The organism is Pseudomonas alloputida (assembly GCF_021283545.2).
Taxonomy (GTDB): domain Bacteria; phylum Pseudomonadota; class Gammaproteobacteria; order Pseudomonadales; family Pseudomonadaceae; genus Aquipseudomonas; species Aquipseudomonas alloputida.
Map to the genome: position 1 here is coordinate 6,064,635 of NZ_CP128540.1, position 19,731 is coordinate 6,084,365.

The 19,731-nt window shown below is 62.0% G+C and carries 21 protein-coding genes; 5 read left to right on the plus strand and 16 right to left on the minus strand.

Features of this window, described 5'->3' with window-relative positions; translation table 11 throughout:
- Positions 1-83: 83 nt before the first annotated feature.
- From LU682_RS28000 to LU682_RS28010, 3 genes are all read right to left on the minus strand, one after another.
- On the minus strand, positions 84-1,004 hold the full coding sequence (locus tag LU682_RS28000; RefSeq protein ID WP_010955684.1) for an SdiA-regulated domain-containing protein: 921 nt from the start codon (positions 1,002-1,004) through the stop codon (positions 84-86).
- 182 nt (positions 1,005-1,186) lie between these two features.
- On the minus strand, positions 1,187-1,852 hold the full coding sequence (locus LU682_RS28005) for a fumarylacetoacetate hydrolase family protein (protein WP_010955685.1): 666 nt from the start codon (positions 1,850-1,852) through the stop codon (positions 1,187-1,189).
- Positions 1,853-1,878: 26 nt separating this feature from the next.
- Positions 1,879-3,276 (minus strand): FAD-binding oxidoreductase, encoded by a 1,398-nt coding sequence (locus LU682_RS28010; protein ID WP_049588320.1) that lies wholly within the window; start codon positions 3,274-3,276, stop codon positions 1,879-1,881.
- A 171-nt stretch (positions 3,277-3,447) separates the two neighbouring features.
- On the opposite strand from LU682_RS28010, the gene serA reads away from it, so the two are divergent.
- Complete coding sequence (gene serA, locus LU682_RS28015) at positions 3,448-4,677, plus strand: phosphoglycerate dehydrogenase (protein WP_003248995.1); 1,230 nt, start codon at positions 3,448-3,450, stop codon at positions 4,675-4,677.
- Positions 4,678-4,724: 47 nt separating this feature from the next.
- Here serA and LU682_RS28020 read toward each other — a convergent pair whose 3' ends face one another.
- Positions 4,725-5,201 (minus strand): DUF4399 domain-containing protein, encoded by a 477-nt coding sequence (locus LU682_RS28020; RefSeq protein WP_010955687.1) that lies wholly within the window; start codon positions 5,199-5,201, stop codon positions 4,725-4,727.
- Between the two features lie 223 nt (positions 5,202-5,424).
- Here LU682_RS28020 and LU682_RS28025 point away from each other — a divergent pair, with 223 nt between their 5' ends.
- A complete protein-coding gene (locus LU682_RS28025) occupies positions 5,425-5,913 on the plus strand; it encodes a transporter substrate-binding domain-containing protein (RefSeq protein WP_010955688.1) in 489 nt (162 codons plus the stop codon).
- Between the two features lie 119 nt (positions 5,914-6,032).
- Here LU682_RS28025 and LU682_RS28030 read toward each other — a convergent pair whose 3' ends face one another.
- Both LU682_RS28030 and LU682_RS28035 read right to left on the minus strand, forming a co-directional pair.
- On the minus strand, positions 6,033-6,536 hold the full coding sequence (locus LU682_RS28030) for a 2-thiouracil desulfurase family protein (protein WP_010955689.1): 504 nt from the start codon (positions 6,534-6,536) through the stop codon (positions 6,033-6,035).
- Positions 6,523-7,155: a 2OG-Fe(II) oxygenase gene (locus LU682_RS28035; protein ID WP_049588366.1), complete on the minus strand. Its 633-nt coding sequence runs from the start codon at positions 7,153-7,155 to the stop codon at positions 6,523-6,525. Before LU682_RS28035 ends, LU682_RS28030 begins: the two co-directional genes overlap by 14 nt.
- A 113-nt stretch (positions 7,156-7,268) precedes the next feature.
- Between LU682_RS28035 and LU682_RS28040 the strand changes: the two genes are divergently transcribed.
- Complete coding sequence (locus tag LU682_RS28040) at positions 7,269-8,021, plus strand: DUF2059 domain-containing protein (RefSeq protein WP_010955691.1); 753 nt, start codon at positions 7,269-7,271, stop codon at positions 8,019-8,021.
- On the opposite strand, the gene bipL is transcribed toward LU682_RS28040, so the two are convergent.
- Positions 8,022-8,948 (minus strand): phospholipase BipL, encoded by a 927-nt coding sequence (gene bipL, locus LU682_RS28045; RefSeq protein WP_049588323.1) that lies wholly within the window; start codon positions 8,946-8,948, stop codon positions 8,022-8,024. It lies immediately after the preceding gene.
- 204 nt (positions 8,949-9,152) lie between these two features.
- Between bipL and LU682_RS28050 the strand changes: the two genes are divergently transcribed.
- Positions 9,153-9,722, plus strand: a complete 570-nt coding sequence (locus LU682_RS28050) for a DUF6436 domain-containing protein (RefSeq protein WP_010955693.1) — start codon at positions 9,153-9,155, stop codon at positions 9,720-9,722.
- Here the strand turns inward: LU682_RS28050 and LU682_RS28055 are convergent.
- On the minus strand, positions 9,701-10,267 hold the full coding sequence (locus LU682_RS28055) for a sugar O-acetyltransferase (RefSeq protein ID WP_004575846.1): 567 nt from the start codon (positions 10,265-10,267) through the stop codon (positions 9,701-9,703). The genes LU682_RS28050 and LU682_RS28055 overlap by 22 nt on opposite strands.
- Before the next feature lie 86 nt (positions 10,268-10,353).
- Here LU682_RS28055 and LU682_RS28060 point away from each other — a divergent pair, with 86 nt between their 5' ends.
- The gene (locus LU682_RS28060; protein WP_010955694.1) at positions 10,354-12,720 is read left to right on the plus strand and encodes a penicillin acylase family protein; all 2,367 of its coding nucleotides are present in this window, start codon (positions 10,354-10,356) and stop codon (positions 12,718-12,720) included.
- Between the two features lie 119 nt (positions 12,721-12,839).
- On the opposite strand, the gene LU682_RS28065 is transcribed toward LU682_RS28060, so the two are convergent.
- The 8 genes from LU682_RS28065 to oscA all read right to left on the minus strand — a co-directional run bounded on the left by LU682_RS28065 (position 12,840) and on the right by oscA (position 19,608).
- Complete coding sequence (locus LU682_RS28065; RefSeq protein ID WP_010955695.1) at positions 12,840-13,625, minus strand: MetQ/NlpA family ABC transporter substrate-binding protein; 786 nt, start codon at positions 13,623-13,625, stop codon at positions 12,840-12,842.
- A 175-nt stretch (positions 13,626-13,800) separates the two neighbouring features.
- A complete protein-coding gene (locus LU682_RS28070) occupies positions 13,801-14,631 on the minus strand; it encodes a sigma 54-interacting transcriptional regulator (RefSeq protein ID WP_010955696.1) in 831 nt (276 codons plus the stop codon).
- Positions 14,632-14,695: 64 nt separating this feature from the next.
- Entirely contained in the window at positions 14,696-15,277 is a 582-nt protein-coding gene (locus LU682_RS28075) for an alpha/beta hydrolase (protein ID WP_010955697.1), read from the minus strand.
- Positions 15,278-15,487: 210 nt separating this feature from the next.
- On the minus strand, positions 15,488-16,477 hold the full coding sequence (locus tag LU682_RS28080) for a sulfate/molybdate ABC transporter ATP-binding protein (protein ID WP_003248965.1): 990 nt from the start codon (positions 16,475-16,477) through the stop codon (positions 15,488-15,490).
- A gap of 3 nt (positions 16,478-16,480) precedes the next feature.
- Positions 16,481-17,353: a sulfate ABC transporter permease subunit CysW gene (gene cysW, locus LU682_RS28085; RefSeq protein ID WP_010955698.1), complete on the minus strand. Its 873-nt coding sequence runs from the start codon at positions 17,351-17,353 to the stop codon at positions 16,481-16,483.
- An 11-nt stretch (positions 17,354-17,364) separates the two neighbouring features.
- The gene (gene cysT, locus LU682_RS28090) at positions 17,365-18,183 is read right to left on the minus strand and encodes a sulfate ABC transporter permease subunit CysT (RefSeq protein WP_010955699.1); all 819 of its coding nucleotides are present in this window, start codon (positions 18,181-18,183) and stop codon (positions 17,365-17,367) included.
- Between the two features lie 184 nt (positions 18,184-18,367).
- Entirely contained in the window at positions 18,368-19,375 is a 1,008-nt protein-coding gene (locus LU682_RS28095; protein WP_049588325.1) for a sulfate ABC transporter substrate-binding protein, read from the minus strand.
- A gap of 50 nt (positions 19,376-19,425) precedes the next feature.
- Positions 19,426-19,608, minus strand: coding sequence for a sulfur starvation response protein OscA (oscA, locus tag LU682_RS28100; RefSeq protein WP_003248957.1), 183 nt, complete (start codon positions 19,606-19,608; stop codon positions 19,426-19,428).
- Positions 19,609-19,731 lie beyond the last annotated feature (123 nt).

Genomic DNA, 19,731 nt, shown 5'->3' on the forward strand with positions numbered 1-19,731 from the left:
GACTCGACACAAGGATGGCGAATCTAATCATGAATGGCTGAAGCAAAGCTTAATGCAAGCGTCAGGCAATTCTGATGATGTTGTCAGTTCTTTTTGAATCGATAGAAAAGCGCCGGCTCGCTGACCATGTACAAGTTGCCCCTGTCGTCCATGGCCACCCCTTCAGCCCGCGGAATGGTGCCTTCAAGCCCGTTGAAGCCGCCCAGCAGCGTCATGAAGCTGACTTGCTGGCCCTGCTCGTCCAGCTCCAGCAGCATGTTGGAGTCGGCCGATAGCACCAGCAAGTGGCCAGTACGCGGGTCGACACCCAGCGCAGACAGGTTGCGCAAGTCGAGTTCATCGCTAGGCAACGGCTGCTTCTCACCCTTGAGCGGGCTGCGGCCATCGGTGTTCCAGGTGTACAGCTTGGGCGGGCGCTCCTCGCCAATGATCAGGCGCTGGCGCAGCGGGTCCCAGGCAATGGCCTCGAAGCCCTTGTTGCTCTTGACCGACGGGCCCAGGTCGTAGCTCGAGAAGTCGTCGTGATTCAGTGCGGTGGTCTGCGCGTCCACCTTGACCACGGTCAGATCGTGCAGGCGCTCGTCGGTGATGGCCAGGTTGCCGTCTTCCAGCACCGCGACGCCCTCGGGGTTGTTCCAGCCGTTGAGCGGGATCTTGCGCAGTACATCGCCCTCCAGGCTCAGCTCGACCAGGAACGGGTTCTTGCCCATGACCGCGAACAGGGTGCGGGTCTGCGGGTTGAAGGCCACATCCGAGGCTTCATCATCGTCCATGCCCGGCAGCGGCTTGGCGTCGATGTCCACCTGGTAATCCGGCAGCCATACGCTATCGCTGCGCGCGGCGGTGCTTTCGAAGCTTTCTTTTACCCACAGTGCACCGCGGTCATCCCAGTGCATGGCCACGGCCACGCCATAGCCGATCACCGCCGCCACGGCCAGGCCGAAGGGCCAGCGCAGGTAGAAGCGACGCTTGGAGGTTGCCGGGGCGCTGGAGGAGGATGGCATGCGGTGATCCTGGGAAAATGGGCGTAGGTGCGCGCATTATCCGGATTGGGTGTGAAAAATCGGTAAACAGGGCCGGCCTCTTCGCCGGTAAACCCGTGCCCAAGGTACTGCACAGTATTCAAGGCCCTGTGCAACCCCTGTAGGAGCGGGTTTACCCGCGAAGAAAGCGACGCGGTTTCGAGTCAAAGCACCCGGCTTTCGAAGCGGCTCACACCCGGCAGCTCCAGCACCAGCTCGTCACCGACATTGAACGGCCCGACGCCGGCCGGGGTACCGGTGAGGATCACATCCCCCGCTTGTAGCGAGAAATGCGCTGCCATGTACTGAATCATCGGCACGATCGGGTTCAGCATCATCGCGCTATTACCATCCTGGCGTACTTCGCCGTTCACGGTCAGGCGCACCGGGATGTCTGTCACGTCCTCGAAGCTGGCGGCCGAGACGAACGGTGGCAGCACGCAAGCGCCGTCAAAGCACTTGGCCAGCTCCCAGGGCAGCCCCTTTTCCTTCAGTTTGGCCTGCACGTCGCGCAGGGTCAGGTCCAGCGCCGGTGCGTAACCGGAAATGGCGTCCAGCACCTCTTCCTCGCTCGGGTGGGTCGACAGCGGCTTGCCCAGCAGCACGGCGATTTCAACCTCATAGTGCACCGACCCGCGCTCGGCCGGGATCTTGAAGCCACCTTCGGCCGGCACCACGCAGCTGCCTGGCTTGATGAACAGCAGCGGCTCGGTGGGGATCGGGTTGTCCAGTTCCTTGGCATGCTCGGCATAGTTACGGCCGATGCACACCACCTTGCCCAAGGGGAAGTGAATGCGCGTGCCGTCTACGTACTGGTGCTGGTAACTCATGGCCGACTCCTTCTGGATACTGCTTTTTATTCAGGTGCGAAGATCTTACCCGGATTCATGATGCCGTTAGGGTCGAACACGGCCTTTATTGCCTTCATGCAGGCGATTTCTTCGGGGGAACGGCTGTAGCCCAGGTAGTCGCGCTTGGTCATGCCCACGCCATGCTCGGCAGAAATCGACCCGTTGTAACGCTCGACGATCTCGAACACCCACTTGTTGACCTTGGCACACGAAGCGAAGAAGTCGTCCTTGCTCATATGCTCAGGCTTGAGGATGTTCAGGTGCAGGTTGCCGTCACCAATATGGCCGTACCACACCACTTCATAGTCCGGATAATGTTCAGAGACGATGGCGTCGATATCGCGCAGGAACGCAGGCACTTTCGAGACGGTGACGGAAATGTCGTTCTTGTACGGTGTCCAGTGCGAAATGGTTTCCGACAGGTACTCGCGCAGCTTCCACAGGTTTTTCAGCTGGCTTTCGCTCTGGCTCATCACCCCGTCCAGCACCCAACCCTGCTCGACGCAGTGCTCGAAGGTAGCCAATGCTTCGTTGGCCACGTCTTCAGTGCTGGCCTCGAACTCCAGCAGCGCATAGAACGGGCAATCCGTCGCGAAGGGCGCAGGCACATCGCCGCGGGCGAGGATCTTGGCCAACCCCTTGTCGGAGAAGAACTCGAAAGCGGTCAGGTCCAGCTTGCCCTGGAAGGCGTGCAGCACCGGCATGATCGAGTCGAAGTCCGGTGTGCCCAGCACCATGGCGGTGAGGTTGCGCGGTGCGCGGTCCAGGCGCATGGTGGCCTCGACCACGAAGCCCAGCGTACCCTCGGCACCAATGAACAGCTGGCGCAGGTCGTAGCCGGTGGCGTTCTTGATCAGGTCTTTGTTCAGCTCCAGCAACTCGCCCTTGCCGGTGACCACTTTCAGCCCGGCCACCCAGTTGCGGGTCATACCGTAACGAATCACCTTGATCCCGCCGGCGTTGGTGCCGATATTGCCGCCAATCTGGCTGGAACCGCTGGAAGCGAAGTCCACCGGGTAATAAAGGCCTTGCTCTTCGGCGTAGGTTTGCAGCTGGCGGGTGACGACCCCTGGCTGGCAAACCACAGTACGGTCGAAAGCATTGAAGCCAAGGATCTGGTTCATGTAGTCGAAGGCGACGACAACCTCGCCATTGGCCGCCACGGCGCCGGCAGAAAGCCCGGTGCGCCCGCCAGAGGGCACCAGCGCCACCTTGTGCGCATTGGCCCAGTGCACAATGGCTTGCACCTGTTCTATCGTTTTGGGAAAGACGATGGCGCTGGGCGCAGGCGGGTAATGCTTGGTCCAGTCCTTGCCATACGCTTCGAGGGAAACCGGGTCAGTCAGGACCTTGCCAGGGTCGACAAGGGTCATCAGTTCTTCAATAACAGCGGGGTGGGTCATCGCTGGAACTCTCGACTTATTCATGGTCACCCTGAGCACTCTTCACCTGTCGGGATAAGCTCAGATTGTGTCGCGTATGCTAGCATAGCCCTCCCGCTGTTCATGCTAAGGCTGCCCTCGCGCCTGGCATCACCCCTCGCCAATTTATCTCCGGGATACAGGTTTACGCAGATGAGCAAGACTTCTCTCGACAAGAGCAAGATCCGGTTCCTTCTTCTTGAAGGTGTGCACCAGAACGCGGTCGATACCCTCAAGGCCGCCGGCTACACCAACATCGAATACCTCACTGGTTCGTTGCCGGAAGCCGAGCTGAAGGAAAAGATCGCCGATGCCCACTTCATCGGCATCCGTTCGCGTACCCAGCTCACCGAAGAGATCTTCGACTGTGCCAAGAAACTGGTCGCAGTTGGCTGCTTCTGCATCGGCACCAACCAGGTTGACCTGGAAGCTGCCCGCGCGCGCGGTATCGCCGTGTTCAACGCGCCATACTCCAACACCCGCTCGGTGGCCGAGCTGGTACTGGCCGAAGCCATCCTGCTGCTGCGCGGCATCCCAGAGAAGAACGCCTCCTGCCACCGTGGCGGCTGGATCAAGAGCGCGGCCAACTCGTTCGAAATCCGCGGCAAGAAACTGGGCATCGTCGGCTACGGCTCGATTGGTACCCAGCTTTCGGTACTGGCTGAGAACATGGGCATGCAGGTGTACTTCTTCGACCCGCTGACCAAGCTGCCACTGGGCAACGCCGTGCAGGTCACCAGCCTGAACGAGCTGCTGGGCCTGGCTGACATCGTCTCGCTGCACGTGCCTGAGCTGCCATCCACCCAGTGGATGATCGGCGAGAAGGAAATCCGCTCGATGAAGAAGGGCGCGATCCTGATCAACGCCGCCCGTGGCACCGTGGTCGAGCTGGACCACCTGGCCGCTGCCATCAAGGACAAGCACCTGATCGGCGCCGCCATCGACGTGTTCCCGGTCGAGCCACGCTCCAACGACGAAGAGTTCGAGAGCCCGCTGCGCGGCCTCGACAACGTGATCCTGACGCCGCACATTGGTGGTTCCACCGCCGAAGCCCAGGCCAACATCGGCCTGGAAGTGGCCGAGAAACTGGTCAAGTACAGCGACAACGGTACCTCGGTGTCCTCGGTCAACTTCCCGGAAGTGGCCCTGCCAGCGCACCCAGGCAAACACCGTCTGCTGCACATTCACGAAAACATCCCGGGCGTGCTCAGCGAGATCAACAAGGTCTTCGCCGAGAACGGTATCAACATCTCCGGTCAGTTCCTGCAGACCAACGAGAAAGTCGGTTACGTGGTAATCGATGTTGACGCCGAGTACTCGGACCTGGCGCAGGAAAAACTGCAACAGGTCAAAGGCACCATCCGTTCGCGCGTCCTGTTCTAAGGTCGCTGGCGGTATGAAAAAGGGAGGCCCTGGTGGCCTCCCTTTTTTTATTTCACTTCAACCGTGATCTTCTTCGACTCGACGCTAGGCTTGAATGGCACATGATACTGGTCACCCAGAATCAGTTGCAGGGTGTGCTTGCCCGGGGTCAGGGTAATGCTGGTTTCGGTCTGTGCCTTGCCGAAGTGCAGCACTTGCGGTCCCTTCGGCAGTGCGACGCCGGCCTCTGGCATCAGGCTGGTCGGCAGCGGCATGTCAGCCACCGGCTCTTTGTCGACATCCACCAGCAGATGGTGGTGCCCGGTGTGCGGGGTTTGGTCACCCGCAGGTTTGAGGCCCATACCCTCGATACCGAACTTGACGGTGAAGGTCTTGTCGACCGTGGCACCATCGGCGGGGGAAACGATGAAGACCTTCGCCTCCTTGGGCGGCTCCTGGCTCTTCAGGGCGTCTGCGGCACTGGCGAACACCGACGCTCCCATCAGCAGACCGGCAACGGCAGCACGCGAAAATAGGCTGTTCATTCACTTCTCCTGTGGTTCACTTATTGACCGCAGCCTGTCATCCAAACGCGGCGGTAGTTCACCTTAGTTGAAATAACCGCCAAGGTGTTCACATTGCCTGACAGAAATATTTCCGTCAGGGTTAAACAATGCCGAGGCTTGAAGGTCATAGGCTGCGCTCGATCACGGCGAGGAAGAAAGCCGTGGCGATCGATTTCAAACTGCTAAAAGAAAAGGGGCATACATGCGTTCGACCATAGGGGTACTGCTGGCAGTACTGATCAGTCCATTGGCTCAGGCGGAGCTGATCGACGAAATCGCCGACCGGGGCGAACTGCGCATTGCCGTACAGGCCGAGAACTCGCCATACGCCTTCAAGCAAGACGACCACCTGACAGGTTTCGACATCGAATTTGGCCAGGCCCTGGCCAAGGAACTGGATTTGCGCGCCGAGTTCGTCGAAGCCCCGGCTACCGAAGTGCTGGCGGGTGTCGAGAGTGGCAAGTACGACATCGCATTCACCCCGTCGAGTGAATCGCTCACAGGCGACGGCCCGCTCGATGTAAGCCTGCCGATTGGCGAGAAGAAGCTGGTGATCCCGTTCCAGAAGGACAACCCGGCTTTTGAAAGTGCCGTAAACAATGCGTTGCAACGTTTGAAAGACAGTGGCCGGACTGCCGAACTTGAGCAGAAGTGGTTCAAGGGTGTGCAGGAGACTGCAGGCGGGCAGTAAGGTCTTGTTTGCAACCTGTGCTGGCCTCTTCGCGGGTAAACCCGATCCTACGGCGGCCTAGGTCCAACCCTCGACGTGTGTCCATCAGCGGGTTCACCCGCGAAAGGGCCGGCACAGGTTCAAGCAGATATATTAGCCAAAGCCCGCTGCGCCTGGTCCAGTTCCAGCTCGCTGAACACCTGCACTCCCGCCCGCCGCAGCAGCGCCGTGGTTACCCCTTCCCCCGCCACTTTCACACCACTGAAGGTGCCATCATAGGTCAACCGGTTGCCACACGAAGGGCTGCCAGACTTCAGCACCGCTACACGAATGCCATGCTGCCGCACCAGTTCCAGCGCCAACTGCGCTCCGGCCAGAAACGCGGCACTGACATCTTCACCCGTCACTGTCAGCACCTGTGTGTCACCCTCGAGCACTGCGCTGCCCTGCCCTCCCGGGATCTCCGCTGGCGGCCGTGGTGTCGGCAAGCCGCCTGCTACCTCGGGGCACAACGGCACCACGTGCCCTTCGGCCTGCCACTGCTGCAACAAATCGGGATGGCCGCTGGCCCGGCCGTCATAGCGAACTGGCTGCCCCAACAGGCAGGCGCTCACCAGCACCTTGGGCCTATCAGAACGGGTCATTGCCACGCCGCCTGAACCAGCCGGTCAATGACAGCCGCTCACGCCCGGCCGGCAGTACTTCGTGAGGCACTTCGCCCGACAGGAATACCACCAGGCAACCGGCCACTGGCTCGACATCGTGCTCGACACCGTCGGCCAGGAACATGCGCAACTGGCCACCGTCATGCGGTTGCCAGCCTTCATTGAGGTAAAGCACCGCCGAGACCATGCGCCGGTCATCGTCGCGAAAACGATCCAGGTGCCGGCGATAGAATGCCCCCGGTGGATACAGGGCAAAGTGGCATTCGAAGTCTTCCAGGCCCAGGAAAAGGCCTTGGTTGATTGCCAGGCGCAGCTGATCCATGGCCGCCAGGTACTGGTCGCAGGCCTCGGCCTGCCCCGGGTCGATCCACTGGATCTGGTCACCGCGAATGGTTTCGCGCACCTCCTGGGTAGCTCCCCGCCCAACCCCTGCGGGGTTGAGTTCGCCTTCGGCATCACGGCGCCGGCACTCGGCTGCAAGTGCGCGCACCAGGTCGGCAGGCAGAAAGTGCGCCTGCTGGGACCAGCCATGGGTGGCCAGATCGTCGACGACGGCCGCAAGCATCGGGTGTTCAGGGGATATGTGCATGGCGCGCATCATATCCATTCGCCCTGTCGCCGCACAGCGCCACTTGGCCGAGAAACACGCGGATATCTCGACAAACCGGCGCCGGGCCAAGGACAATAGCCACCTGCCGACAGGAGTCCTGAATGCGCCGTCTGTTTTCCCTGATTCTGCTGATGATCTGCACCATGCCTGTCTGGGCAGACAACCTGGATCAACTGTATAAGGCTGCCGGCTGGCCCGACCAGCGCGCCCACTTCAACGATGCCCTGACCGCTGCCCAGGAGCGCTACCGCAACAGTTTGCCACCCGCCGTGTACCAGGCGCTGGTCAACAACAGCAACCAGCGCTTCCAGGCCCAGGCGGTGGACCGTCGCGCCCAGGCAAAGCTGCGCGCCACCCTGGCCGACCCGGCACCAGCCCTGGCCTTCTTCCAGTCGCCGCTGGGGCGCAAAGTGGTGGCGGCCGAGCTCAAGGCCACCCGCAAGGACGAACTGGCCAAGAACGCCAAAGGCCTGCCCAAGATCCAGGCCAGCGACGATCGTCTGCTGATCATCGGCCACCTGGCCCAAGCCCTGCCTGCGCGGGAAGCCGGCGCCGAAGTCAGCCTTGCCATCGCCGGTGTAGCCGCCGACAGCCTCAGCTCGATGATCCCCGGCCTGTTCGGCGGCGGCCAGGCCCAGAGCCTGCTGGATGGCCAGCGCCAGCGGTTGATGGGGCAGATTGGCGAAGACCTGAACAACACCCTGCTGTACGTCTACCGCGACCTGTCCGATGCCGAGCTGGAAGCGTTCGCCACCTTTGCCGAGTCGCCCGAGGGCAAGGCTTACTACCAGGCGGCCCTGGCCGCTGTACGTGCCGGCCTGGCGGTTGGCCAGAGCACCAACGACCTGAAGTGATCAGCCCAGGCGCTGGTCGATGAAGTCGAAGTAGCGCTGGCGGATTCCCGGCAACTCGTTGGCCAGGTGGTGACGGGCTTCGGGCAGCATCAGGATCTGTGGCTCGGCAAACTTGGCCTTGAGCACTTCGAGGTTGTGGGGCCAGTCCACCGTGCCATCCGCCTCCCCCTGCACGATCAATGGCCGACGCGCACTGCGCGGCGCGGCCTCGATGCGTTTGACCCAGGCGATCAGTGCGCCCACCCAGGCCGTTGGCAGGCGACGCGGTTGCAGCGGGTCGGCCTCCAGGAACGGCAGAAAGGCCGGGTCGTTGGTGTTCTCACTGAAGCGCCGTTCGATGCCATTGACGAAGTGGCGCAGCACGCAATAACTGAACTTCGACCAACGCCAGGAACTTGGCCGCACCAGCGGGGCCAGCAGGATGACCTGGCCATCGACGGGGCTGCGTGCACCCTGGTGCAGCAGATGGTCCACGGCAATCGCCCCCCCCGTGCTCTGCCCACAAAGGTGCCACGGGTGCGGCAGTTGCAGCGTGTGCGCCTGTTCGAACAAGGCCTCCAGCACCTGCTGGTACACCGCGAAGTCAGTGATGCTGGCCCGCTCGCCGCTGGACAGGCCGTGGCCGGGCAGGTCACAGCTGATCACGGCGAAACCCTGCTTGAGTGCCCACTCGATCACATGTCGGTAGAGGCCCATGTGGTCGTAATAGCCGTGCAGCAGGAACAGCGTCGCGCTTGGCTGCTCGGGCAGCCATGCCTGCCCGACCAGGTCGAACCCCGCTGCCTGAAAGCTACCCAGCCAGCTGTGTGCCGGCAGGTTCAGGCCATAGAAGCGCTGGTAGTCCTGCGCTTGTGCCGACAGTGGCTGGCGAGTGGTGAACGGCGCCAGGCGGGTGCGCAGGCGGTCGGGGTGAAAGGCAGGGGGCATCGGGTACATCCACATTGATGCAAGTATTGATCTGGAATCTTCAGCTCTGGCCGGCGCCATGGCAAGCTTGCTCACCTCGAACAACCAGCATCGAACTAATTGCGGGAGCGGCCTTTCGCGACGCAAGGCCGCTCCCACAGGGATCGGCGCCAGCTTTTAGAAATTGAGCAAGACAGTTGCTTCCACAAGGGCCACCGACTCTTCATGAATAGCCGAATCATCAAACCGCTGTGCACGGTCATCGCCTTGTTGGTCGGCGCCGTAATCCTCTGGCAGGCCTACAGCGCCTTTCAGGCTCGCTACCTGCGCCCGTTCGACAACCAGGCCACGCTATTCGACGGCAGCCAGTTACAGCTACCTGCCGAGCTGGCCGGTGCTGGCCCGATCCGCGTCGTGCATTTCTGGGACCCGGCCTGCCCATGCAACGTCGGCAACCAACAGCACCTGGGCGACCTTATCAGCCAGTTCGCTGGCCACGACGTTACCTTCCATGTGCTGCAAAAACCCGGCAGCCACGGCCAGCTGCCGGCCAATATCGGCAGCTTGCAACCCATCACCCACCTGCCCGGCAGCGAGCACCTGCCTGCGTCCCCGGCCGTGGCCATCTGGGACCGGCAAGGCCGCCTGGCTTATTTTGGCCCCTACAGCGAAGGTGCCGTGTGCAACGCCAGCAACAGCTTCATCGAGCCAATCCTCAAGGCTTTGCTCGACGGCCGCCAGGTCAACGCCTCCAATACCCTGGCGGTAGGCTGCTACTGCCCTTGGTCGGGCTGACGGACCCTCGCCGGGTTACCCACCACCGTCGCGCCCGCGGGCACATCCCGGGTCACCACACTGCCGGCGCCGACGATGGCATTATCACCGATGGTCACCCCCGGCAGGATGATCGCCGCACCGCCAATCCACACGTTGTCGCCGATGGTTACCGGCCGCCCGCTCTCCAGCCCGCTGCGCCGCACTTCAGGATCGAGCGGATGGTCGGCGGTATAGATCTGCACGTTGGGACCGATCTGGCAGTCCTCGCCGATACGCACCGGCACCACGTCGAGGATCACGCAGTTGAAGTTCATGAAAGTATTACGGCCAACGCTGATGTTGTAGCCGTAGTCGCAATAGAACGGCGGGCGAATCACCGCGCCTTCGCCAACCTGGCCAAAGTGCTCCACAAGCAGCCCGTGGCGTGCGTCGTTGAGCAGTTCGACACTGTTGTTGTAGCGATGCATCCAGTGCTTGTTGGCGATCTGCTCGGCCTGTAGTTCAGGGCAGCCAGCGTGGTAGAGCTGGCCGGTGAGCATTTTGTGTTTTTCGCTGAGGGACATGGAAACTCCTTCCTGGGGCTATGCTCTGTTCGCGAATCCGCCGATGATCGGACCACATTTTTCGTTTGAATGCACAAGGAGTCTGAATGAAGCGCAGCCTGACCCTGCTGGCGGTGGTAGTCACCGTGGCCGCTGGCGCCTCCGGGTACTGGTACGTTCAGGGCAAGCTGCCGCAGCGCGAGGGCGAGGTCGCCGTTGCCGGCCTGCAAGCGCCGGTCAGCGTGCGCTACGACGCACGCGGCGTGCCACACCTGCAGGCACAGAGCGAGCCGGACCTTTACCGCGCACTGGGCTACGTGCATGCCCAGGACCGTTTGTTCCAGATGGAGATCCTACGCCGCCTGGCCCGTGGCGAACTGGCTGAGGTGCTCGGCGACAAGCTGCTGCCCACCGACACCCTGTTCCGTAGCCTGCGCATACGCGAGCAGGCCGCGCTGATGGCCAAGCGCCAGGATCCGCAGGCGCCGGCATGGCAGGCCCTGCAAGCCTACCTCGACGGGGTCAACAGTTGGCAGGCCAGCCACCCCAAGCCCACGGAATTCGACCTGCTCGGCATCACCCCGCGCCCGTTCACCGCCGAGGACACGTTGAGCATCGCCGGCTACCTGGCCTACAGTTTTGCCGCCGCGTTCCGCACCGAGCCTGCTCTGACCTACATCCGAGACCAGCTGGGGCCTGACTACCTGAAAATATTCGACCTTGGCTGGCAACCCGAGGGCGCACTGGGCACGCCACTGGCCGCTGCCGACTGGCAAAGCCTGGAAGCACTTGCGCGCTTAAGCGATGAGGCGCTGGGCGATGCCGGCATCCCGCAGTTCGAAGGCAGCAACGCCTGGGCGGTGGCGGGTAGCCGCACCCGCAGTGGCAAGCCGTTGCTGGCTGGCGACCCGCACATCAGCTTTGCCGTACCTGCGGTGTGGTACGAGGCCGAGCTGTCAGCGCCCGGCTTCAACCTCTACGGCTTTTTTCAGGCACTCAACCCATTCGCTCTGCTCGGCCACAACCGTGACTTCGGCTGGAGCCTGACCATGTTCCAGAACGACGACGTCGACCTGATCGCAGAAAAGACCAACCCTGCCAACGCTGACCAGGTCATGGTCGATGGCCAGTGGCGCACACTGGAAAAGACCGAGCAACAGATTGCAATCAAAGGCGAGCAACCGGTCACCATCAACCTGCGCCGCTCACCCCACGGGCCAATCGTCAACGAAGTCCTCGGCGCCACGGCAGGGGCCACGCCGATTGCCATGTGGTGGGCGTTCCTCGAAACCGAGAACCCGATCCTCGAAGGCTTCTACCAGCTCAATCGCGCCGACACCCTGGGCAAGATGCGCGAAGCGGCTGCCAAGGTGCAGGCGCCGGGGCTGAACTTCGTCTGGGCCAATGCCCGTGGCGATATCGGCTGGTGGGCGGCGGCGAAACTGCCGATTCGCCCGGACGGTGTGAACCCGGCGTTCATCCTCGACGGCGCCAGCAGCCAGGCCGACAAACCCGGCTTTTACCCCTTCAGCGTCAACCCGCAACAGGAGAATCCGGCCAGCGGTTATATCGTCTCGGCCAACTACCAGCCACCCGCCGTGGTGCCGATACCCGGCTACTACAACCTCGCCGACCGCGGCCGCCAGCTCGATCGCCAGCTGGCCAACCCGGAGGTGAAATGGGACATGCAGAACAGCCAGGCGCTGCAACTCGATACGGCCAGCGATTACGGCCCGCGCACCTTGGCACCGCTGCTAGCGACGTTGCGTCAGATCGCCCAGGGTGACGAGGAAGAGGAACTGGTCGAGCAGCTGGCTGCCTGGCGCGGCGACTATCCACTGGACTCAACCAGCGCCACGCTGTTCAACCAGTTCCTCTACGAGCTGGCCTATGCCGCGTTGCATGACGAATTGGGCGATATCTGGTTCCCGGTGCTGATCAGCACCCGTGCCATCGATGCTGCGCTGCCGCGCCTGGCCGCCGATGCCGAGTCGCCCTGGTGGAACACCCGCGGCGCCAACCAGCGCACTGACCGCAGCTCGATCGTGCGCGAAGCCTGGCAGAAGAGCCTTGGCCACTTGCGCGACACCCTCGGCAAAGACCCAGCCAGCTGGCAATGGGGCAAGGCCCATACCCTGACCCACAACCATCCGCTTGGGGTGAAAAAGCCGCTGAACCTGCTGTTCAACGTTGGGCCATTCGCCGCACCCGGTACCCATGAAGTGCCGAACAACCTCTCGGCGAAGATCAGCTCTGCGCCATGGCCGGTGACCTATGGGCCGTCGACGCGGCGGCTGATCGACTTTGCCGATGCCGGGCAGGCGCTGACCATCAACCCGGTCGGGCAGAGTGGCGTGCCGTTCGACCGGCATTACGCGGACCAGGCCGAGGGGTATGTGCAGGGGCAGTATCAGCGGGCGCAGATGGGGGTGATTCCGGCGCAAAGTACCTTACGGCTGGTACCCCCGAAGTAAGAGGCTGCTTTGCGGCCGCTTCGCAGCAAAAGGCTTCTACGGTGCTGTGCGGGCAGGGCTGAAGAAAAACGCCGACACAAGGTGTCGGCGTTGGCACATATCAGGCGTTGCTAGCGAAATCAGAACGCCGGCAGTACGGCACCTTGGTACTTCTTGGCAATGAATGCCTTGACTTCCGGGCTGGTCAGGGCCTTGGCCAGTTTCTGGATGGCCTCACTGTCCTTGTTGTCCGGGCGGGCCACCAGGAAGTTCACGTAAGGCGAGTCGGCACCTTCGATCACCAGTGCATCTTTAGCCGGGTTCAGGCCAGCTTCCAGGGCGTAGTTGGTGTTGATCATGTCCAGGTCGACCTGGTCCAGCACACGGGGCAGCATGGCCGACTCAAGCTCGCGGAACTTCAGCTTCTTCGGGTTCTCGGCGATATCCTTGGGGGTGGCCAGGGCATTCTTCGGGTCTTTCAAGGTAATCAGGCCGGCCTTCTGCAGCAGCAGCAGCGCACGGCCGCTGTTGCTGCCCTCGTTAGGGATGGCAACGGTTGCGCCTTCTTTCAGCTCGCTCAGGGCCTTGACCTTCTTCGAGTAGCCACCGAAGGGCTCTACGTGTACACCCACCACGGTTTCCAGGTGGGTGCCCTTGCCTTCGTTGAAGTTCTGCAGGTACGGCAGCGTCTGGAAGTAGTTGGCGTCCAGACGCTTCTGGTCCACCTGCACGTTCGGCTGCACGTAATCGGTGAAGACCTTGATCTGAAGGTCCACGCCTTCTTTTGCCAGGGTCGGCTTGATCAATTCGAGGATTTCGGCGTGCGGTACCGGGGTAGCGGCAACCACCAGTTTCTCGGCAGCAGCGGCCAGGCCGGAGAACGACAGGGCAGCAGCCAGGGCAGTGGTCAGCAGGGTCTTCTTCATGGTGGTCCTTGTTCTGAATCTGGGCCATCGACGATGGCGAATCGGGTGCCCAACCGGTTCACCAGTGGGCGTGAGGCGGACGATACCCAAATTTTTTATTCCGCAACAATATCTTTTACTTAGCTGCTTATTCCAAAAACAGAATTACATAAGCCTCCTTACTCAGGAGCGATATCTAACGTGCGGGGTCAGGCAGGTCGAGGTCTTCGGGCAGGATCTCTTCGCCGTCATTGACCAGCAATGCAAAGTGGATGACGTTCTCCAGTTCGCGGGTATTGCCGGGCCAGAAATGCCCCTCCAGAACCCGCTGCGCCGCCTCGCTCACCAAGGGCACAGGCCGTTGCAGGCGCACGCTGTAGATGCCCGCAAAGTACTCGGCCAGCGGCAGGATATCGCCCGGCCGCTCGCGCAGCGGCGGCAGTTCCAGCGCGCCCTCGCGCAAATACTGGTACAGGCGCTCGTTGAAGCGCCCTGCACGCACCACACGGGCCAGGTCGATGCTGGTGGCGGCTACCAGACGCACATCCACCGGCTGTGGCTGCTGCGCGCCCACCCGAGTGACCTCGCGGTTTTCCAGGGCCGCCAGCAGCTTGCCCTGGATGGCCAACGGCAAGTCGGCAATCTCGTCCAGGTACAAGGTGCCGCCGCTGGCCGAACCGAACCAGCCGGCGCGGCTGCTGGCCGTACCGCCATGGCTGCCGGCGCTATAGCCAAACAGCTCGGCATCGGCGTAGGTGGGGCTGATGGCCGCGCAGTTGACCGACACGAACAACCCTCCACGGTCGCTGGTACGGTGGATCTGCCGGGCCAGCAGCTCCTTGCCGGTGCCGGTTTCGCCACGGATCAGCACCGGCAAAGGTTGTGGCGCCAGGCGCTCAAGGTCCTCGCGCAGCTGCTGCGAGCGCGGGTCGATAAACACCAGCGCCTTGGCACGAATGCTCAGCGGGCTCTTGTCCAGCTCGGGAAAGGTCAGTAGCGGCTGGCCGAACGGGTTTTGAAACGTCATGACGAACTCCCGCCCCAGGCCCGTAATGGCCAGGCGTCAGGCAAAGGGTGAACAGTAAGGGCGATCAGGCGCGGCGCAGTGCGCGCTGCTCAATCCGGCTCTGCAGGCGATACAGGTAGGCGAAGCCTTGTTCCCAGCGCTCATGACCGGACTTGACGTTGATGTGCCCGGCATTGCTCAGCAAACCCGCTTCGGCGCCCCATGCCTGGGCCAGGTACAGCGCCCGTGGCACGTTCACGGCTGGGTCGTTGTCCGAGCTGACAACCTGGCTAGGGAACGGCAGCACCTCGGTAGGGATCGGCGCAAAGTTGCGCAGCACGGGTGCGCAAGTGGGCCGTTCGACATCTGCCGGCGCCACCAGCAGTGCACCACGCACCTGCCGTAGCAAGGCCGGGCTTGCCTGCGCTGCCCAATGGGCGACAGTGATGCAACCAAGGCTGTGGGCAATCAGGATCACCGGCGAGCGCTCGGCGGCAATCGCCTGCTCCAACGCGTGCACCCAGTCCTGCCGCTGCGGGGTGAGCCAGTCTTGCTGTTCAACCCGTGCACTGTTGGGCAGGGTGCGCTGCCAGTGACTCTGCCAATGGTTGTCTGGCGATCCTTGCCAACCCGGCACAATCAGGTAGCGAATCGACTCATTGCGCATGGGGACGCCTCCAGTAAGTTTGCGTGCTTGGAGACAAGTATAGGGAGGGCGAAATATTCGTAAAGGAATAAGAAGATATTTATTAATACCCATATTGCATAACAAGCAGGCTACAGCCACTCGCTTGAGAAAGGCTGTAAAGCTGCCCTGTCACGCGTTCAGGCAAGAAAAACCCGGGACCATGCCCGGGCTCTCTTTGCCTTGTGCGACTTAGATATCCGCCACCTTCTGCCACACCTTCGGCCGGAAGAACAACGTCTCTCCCCGCGCCAACCCGGTCAGGCTGTCATGGTCTTTCACCACTTCGGCCTCGATCAGCTCACTCTGCCCTTCCACCTTCAAGGTCACCCGCGTGGTTGCGCCCAACGGCCGAATGTCGCGCACCTCGGCCGCATGGTGCCCTTCGGTCTCGTGCCGCGACAGCGACACCTCGTGCGGGCGAAACAGCACGTGATGCCCTTCGCTCAAGGCCAGGCGGTTGGAGTCACCGAGGAAGTGGTAGACGAAATCGTTGGCCGGCTGATCGTACACTTCACCCGGCGAGCCGATCTGCTCGATCACGCCCTTGTTCATCACCACGATGCGGTCGGCTACTTCCATGGCTTCTTCCTGGTCGTGGGTAACGAACACCGACGTCAGGTTGATATCCTCGTGCAGCCGCGCCAGCCAGCGACGCAGCTCCTTGCGCACCTTGGCATCCAGCGCACCGAATGGCTCGTCCAGCAGCAGCACCTTCGGCTCCACCGCCAGGGCACGGGCCAGGGCGATACGCTGACGCTGGCCACCGGAAAGCTGCTCGGGGTAGCGGTCGGACAGCCAGTCCAGTTGCACCATGTTCAGCAGCTCATGCACCTTCTCGGCAATCTTGCTCTCGCTCGGGCGCTCGCCCTTGGGCTTCATGCGCAGGCCGAAGGCAACGTTGTCGAACACGCTCATGTGGCGGAACAGCGCGTAGTGCTGGAACACGAACCCGACGTTACGGTCACGCACATCATGGCCGGAAACGTCCTCGCCATGGAACACGATGTTGCCCTGGTCCGGGGTTTCCAGGCCGGCAATGATGCGCAGCAGGGTGGTCTTGCCACAGCCGGACGGGCCGAGCAAAGCCACCAGCTCGCCGCTGTTGATGTCCAGGTTGATAGCGTTCAGGGCCTGGAAGCTGTTGAAGCGCTTGCTGACGTTACGAACTTCGATCGACATGAATCATTCCTCCGCGGCGCTGTGGCGCAGGCGGTTAATACGGTTCTCGCTCCACTGCTTGAGCAGCAGGATGAAGAGCGCCAGGATCAGCAACAGGCTGGCCACGCTGAAGGCCGCGACGTGGTTGTACTCGTTGTAGAGGATCTCCACATGCAGCGGCAAGGTGTTGGTCACGCCACGGATGTGGCCCGACACCACCGACACCGCGCCAAACTCGCCCATGGCCCGCGCGGTACACAGCACCACGCCGTAAATCAGGCCCCATTTGATGTTCGGCAGGGTCACGTGCCAGAACATCTGCCAGCCGTTGGCACCGAGCAGCCGTGCGGCCTCCTCCTCTTGCGTGCCTTGCTCCTGCATCAGCGGGATCAGCTCACGGGCCACGAACGGTACGGTCACGAAAATGGTCGCCAGGACAATGCCCGGCAGGGCGAACACTATCTGGATATCGTGGTCCTGCAGCCACGGCCCGAGCAGGCCTTGCGCGCCGAACATCAGCACGTAGACCAGGCCGGCGATCACGGGGGACACCGAGAACGGCAGGTCGATCAGGGTGACCAGGATGCTCTTGCCACGGAAGGTGTACTTGCTGACGCACCAGGCAGCGCTTACGCCAAATACCAGGTTCAGCGGCACCGAGATAACCACGGCGAGCAGGGTCAGCTTCAGCGCCGACAACGCATCGGGTTCGAATATCGCCTCGAAGAAGGTGCCAAAACCGTTCTTCAGCGCCTGCGATACCACGATCACCAGCGGCAGCAGCAGGAACAGGGCGAACACCAGCCAGCCAAGGCCGATCAGGATACGCCGTGACGTGGCGCTGCCACGGCGGGCGGCGTTGGCTGCGGCACTTGCACTCAGGGATGAACTGGACATGCCGGCCTCCTTCAAGGGGTTTCGATGCGGCGCTGCAGCAGGTTGATCAGCAGCAGCAGGATGAAGGAAACCACCAGCATCAACACGCCGATGGCGGTCGCGCCGGTGTAGTCGTACTGGTCGAGCTTGACCATGATCAGCAGCGGCAGAATCTCGGTCTTCATCGGCATGTTGCCGGCAATGAAGATCACCGAACCATACTCGCCCACGCCACGGGCGAAGGCCAGGGCAAAGCCGGTGAGCCATGCCGGCAGCAGGGCCGGCGCCAGGATGTGGCGGAACACCTGCAGTGGCTTGGCCCCCAGGCAGGCTGCGGCCTCTTCCACTTCACGCGGGATGTCGGCCAGTACCGGCTGCACCGTACGCACCACGAACGGCAAGGTCACGAAGGTCAGTGCCAGGGTGATGCCCAGCGGGGTGTAGGCGATCTTGAAGCCCAGGTCGGTGGCGAACTGGCCGACCCAGCCCTGCGGCGCGTACAGGGCCGTCAGGGCGATACCGGCAACCGCGGTGGGCAAGGCAAACGGCAGGTCAATCATCGCATCGATGATCTTGCGCCCGGGGAAGGTGTAACGCACCAGCACCCAGGCAAGCAGGGTACCGATCACACCGTTGATGATGGCGGCGAACAGGGCGGTGCCGAAGCTCAGCTTGAGCGCAGCGATCACCCGCGGCGCACTGATGATGTTCCAGAACTGCTCGAAGGTCAGCTGCGAGGCATGGATGAACATGGCCGCCAGCGGTATCAGCACGATCAGGCTGAGGTACACCAAGGTGTAGCCCAGCGTCAGCCCGAAGCCGGGTATGACGGGGGAGATACGACGCGACATAAATATCCCTGGTTGAACGCACTAAGCCCGGAAACAATCCCGGGCCGGTGCAAGCTTTTGAATCCTGGGGCTGCTTGGCAGCCCATTCGCGACACAAGGCCGCTCCCACAGGAGATCATGGTTCCTTGTGGAAGCGACCTTGTGCCGCGAATGGGCCGCACGCGGCCCCGCTTTCCTTTGGCGCTTACTGTGCCTGATAGATCTGGTCGAACACACCGCCATCATTGAAGAATTTCGGTTGTGCAGTCTTCCACCCACCAAAGTCCTTGTCGATGGTCACCAGGTCCAGTTTCGGGAACTGCTTGCCGAACTGCGCAGCGACTTTCTCGTCACGCGGGCGGTAGAAGTTCTCGGCGGCAATCTTCTGCCCGGCCGGGCTGTACAGGTGCTTGAGGTATTCGATGGCAATCTCGGTATTGCCCTTCTTCTCGGCGTTCTTGTCGACCACGGCCACTGGCGGCTCGGCCAGGATCGACAGCGACGGCACGACGATCTCGAACTTGTTGGCACCACCGTCTTCCTTCAGGGCCAGGAAGGCTTCGTTTTCCCAGGCCAGCAACACGTCGCCCTGGCCATTGTTGACGAAGGTGATGGTCGAACCACGGGCGCCGGTATCCAGCACCGGTACATGCTTGAACAGCTCCTGCACATAGGCCTTGGCCTTCTCTTCGCTACCGCCAACCTTCAGGCCGTACGCCCACGCTGCGAGGAAGTTCCAGCGCGCACCGCCGGAGGTTTTCGGGTTCGGGGTGATGACCGACACGTCCTTCTTGATCAGGTCGCCCCAGTCCTTGATGCCTTTCGGGTTGCCCTTGCGCACCAGGAACACGATGGTCGAGGTGTACGGGGTGCTGGCGTCAGGCAGGCGGGTCTGCCAGTTCTCGGGCAGGGTCTTGCCAAGCTTGGCCACTTCGTCGATGTCACCGGCCAGGGCCAGGGTCACCACGTCGGCGCGCAGGCCGTCGATCACCGCACGGGCCTGCTTGCCCGACCCCCCATGGGATTGCTGGATTTTCACCTTGTCACCCGGGTGGGCCTGTTGCCAGTGTTTGATGAACTCGGCGTTGTACTGCTGGTACAGCTCACGGGTCGGGTCATAGGACACGTTGAGCAGTTCGTAGTCCTTGGCGATGGCGGAACCGGCAAAAACAGCACTGGCCAGGGCGGCGAGCGCATAACGGCGGATGGACATGGTGAAGCTCCCGATTGGCATTTTTCTAGTTTTGGATGTTGTGGCGCCGATCAGCCGGGCTTGTTGCCGGGCTGTTGCAGGCGGAACTTCTCCTTGCGCTCGATCTGTACGACCTGAGCGTTGTGCACGGTGATCTCCACCGCACCGAAACGCAGGTCGCGCAGGGCGCTCTGGATTTCACGCAAGATGGTGGCTTCGTCCTGACCGTCGATGCTACGCAGAGATGCACTCATGCTCGTTCTCCTTGGAGTGAGGGCGCCGGGCAGAGGTTTGAAGGGGTTTTGCGCCTGGCTTGAGGGCAATAGTAGTGAGGCGGGATTATTCTTAAAAATACTGTTTAAGAATTTTTATATAAC